The sequence below is a fragment of the Erythrobacter sp. WG genome, from assembly GCF_026586795.1.
In the GTDB taxonomy this organism is placed as follows: Bacteria; Pseudomonadota; Alphaproteobacteria; order Sphingomonadales; family Sphingomonadaceae; genus Erythrobacter.
The window spans coordinates 1-1,938 of the sequence record NZ_JAPFGY010000056.1; the positions used below are offsets into that span (position 1 = coordinate 1).

Annotated in this window: 3 protein-coding genes; all 3 read left to right on the top strand. The window is 75.1% G+C overall.

Going from position 1 to position 1,938, the window contains the following annotated elements; all coding sequences use genetic code 11:
• The coding region (locus OPU67_RS16290; RefSeq protein ID WP_267621528.1) for a FliH/SctL family protein at window positions 1-414 on the top strand (414 nt) is incomplete at its 5' end.
• Entirely contained in the window at window positions 411-1,739 is a 1,329-nt protein-coding gene (locus OPU67_RS16295) for a FliI/YscN family ATPase (protein ID WP_420709039.1), read from the top strand. The genes OPU67_RS16290 and OPU67_RS16295, both read left to right, overlap by 4 nt.
• A partial coding sequence (locus OPU67_RS16300; protein WP_267621530.1) for a hypothetical protein occupies window positions 1,732-1,938 on the top strand: 207 nt, incomplete at its 3' end. The genes OPU67_RS16295 and OPU67_RS16300, both read left to right, overlap by 8 nt.

The window sequence follows — 1,938 nt, forward strand, 5'->3', positions numbered from 1 at the left end:
GACACGGCGCATTTCAACCTGCTGGTGGGCGAGCACGCCGCGCGGCACCGCGCGCTGCGGCTGACCTTCCACGCCTTGGACGAAGCCGCGCTCGGCGTGCTCGCCGAGGATCTCGCCGCCACGGTCATGACCCTCGCCGAGCGGGTCCTCGGCGAGGCGGCGGTGGACCGCGCCGGATTGCTCGCGCGCTGCCGGGCGGCGGCGGCGCGGATCGGCGGCGCGGCGGACAGCCTCGCGCTGCACCTCCACCCCGACGACATCGCGCTGCTGGGCCCCGAGGGGCTCGTAGGTTGGCGCGTCGTCGGCGATCCCGCTCTGACGCGCGGGGCGCTGCGGATCGAGAGTCCCGAGGGCGCCGTCAGCGATGGCCCGGAGGAATGGCGCCGCGCCATCGCGGCGGCGGTGCAGGGATGATTGCCGAGCTCCAGCTCGATCTTGCCCGGATGCGCGCCGCCCCCATCGCCGCCGGGCCGGTGCTGACCGGACGGGTGGTCGCCTGCGACGGCGGGCTGATCGAGGTCGCGGGCCTGCCGCTGCCGGTCGGCTCGCTCGGCCTGATCGAGAACGACGCGGGTGCGGAGTGCCTGGCCGAGGTGATCGGCTTCAGGGCGGGGCACTCGCTGATGATGCTGCTCGGCGATGCGATGCTGCTGCGACCGCAGGCGCGGGTCCGCGCGCTGGGAAGCCCGGGCGAGGTGCGGGTCGGCGAGGCGCTGCTCGGCCGCGCGGTCGACGCGCTGGGCGCGCCGATCGACGGGGGACCGCGCCTGGACCTGCCGCTCGCCTGGCCGCTCGCCGGGCGGCGCGAGGGCGCGCTGGAGCGGGCGAGCGTGACCAAGCCCTTCGACTGCGGGGTGCGCGCGATCAATGCGCTCGCGACGATGGGGGTGGGGCAGCGGCTCGGGATCATGGCGGGTTCCGGCGTCGGCAAGTCGGTGCTGGTCGACACCATCGCCGGGCATGCCGTCGCCGATGTCACCGTGGTGGCGCTGATCGGCGAGCGCGCCCGCGAGGTTTCGGACTTCGTGAACCGGCATATGGCGGGCGCGCGGCGCGGCGGCATCGTGGTCGTCGCGGTGCCCGCCGACCATGCCCCCAACCTCAGGCTGCGCGCGGCGCAATATGCCAGCGCCATCGCCGAATATTTCCGTGAGCAGGGCCGCGAGGTGCTGCTGATTCTCGACAGCCTGACCCGCGTCGCTCACGCCGCGCGCGAGCTGGCGCTGGTGCTCGGCGAGCCGGGCGCGGCGCGGGGCTATCCGCCCTCCGCGCTCGCCGCCATCACCCGGCTGGTCGAGCGCGCCGGCAATTCCGCGCGCAGCGGCGGGGCGGTGACGGGGATCTACACCGTGCTCGCCGACGGGGACGACACCAACGATCCGGTGGTCGACACCGCGCGCGCGATCCTCGACGGGCACGTGGTGCTCTCGCGCGAGCTTGCCAATCGCGGGCACTATCCGGCGATCGACGTGCCCGCCTCATTGAGCCGGGTGATGGACGATCTGGTGAGCGGGCCCGTCGCCGCCGCTGCGCGGCGTCTCCGGGGCCTGATCGCCGCACGCGAGGCTGGGCGCGATCTGGTGATGATGGGCGCCTACCGCGCCGGGGGCGACCCGCTGCTCGACGCGGCGCTGGCGCTGTCCCAGCCGATCGACGCCTTCCTGACCCAGGGGCGGGGCGAGGCCGAGGCGCTCGGCGCCAGCCACGAAGCGTTGCTCCAACTGATGCGCGATGCGTGAGGCGCGCCGCCTGTCGCTGCTCGAGCGCCAGCGGATGATCGCAGAGGTGGCGAGGAAGCAGGCGCTCGTCAGCCTTGCCGAGGCGATGGAGGCGGAGGCGCGCAGCCATGCCTTGGCCGAGCGCAGCCGGCGGCTGGTCGCCGCCGCCGCGCCGGTGCCGGGCGTCACCTCGGGCGCGGCCTTGCAGGGGCGCGCGGCC

Coding starts and splice junctions, on each gene's coding strand:
- OPU67_RS16295 (WP_420709039.1), top strand. CDS start 411: ATGATTGCCGAGCTCCAGCTCGATCTTGCCCGGATGCGCGCCGCCCCC.